General features: G+C 46.8%; 1 pseudogene. It reads right to left on the bottom strand.

The features are described from left to right. A pseudogene (locus tag SB658_RS27360) lies at positions 1–237 on the bottom strand (1-deoxy-D-xylulose-5-phosphate reductoisomerase); the annotation flags it as partial.

Here is a 237-nt window from a genome sequence, read left to right as displayed (position 1 = left end):
GTAATGATCAGGCGCTCGATATTTTTGCTCTGTTCGCCTTGCAGCGCCTGAAAAATAGCGGAATGTTCGCTGTCAACCGGAAGAAGAGGAACACCGTATCGTTTTGCGTGTCCTTTCACTATATGCCCGGCAGTGACGAGAGTTTCCTTATTTGCAAGCGCAATTGTTTTTTTCTGTTCAATCGCTTTCAAAGTCGGGATTAAACCGACGCTTCCAAGCAGCGCATTGACCACGATA

The sequence above is a fragment of the Bacillus sp. SIMBA_008 genome (genome assembly GCF_046535495.1).
In the GTDB taxonomy this organism is placed as follows: domain Bacteria; phylum Bacillota; class Bacilli; order Bacillales; family Bacillaceae; genus Bacillus; species Bacillus subtilis.
Note: the sequence above shows the minus strand (reverse complement) of the source record. Positions and strands in the feature narration are given on the sequence as shown.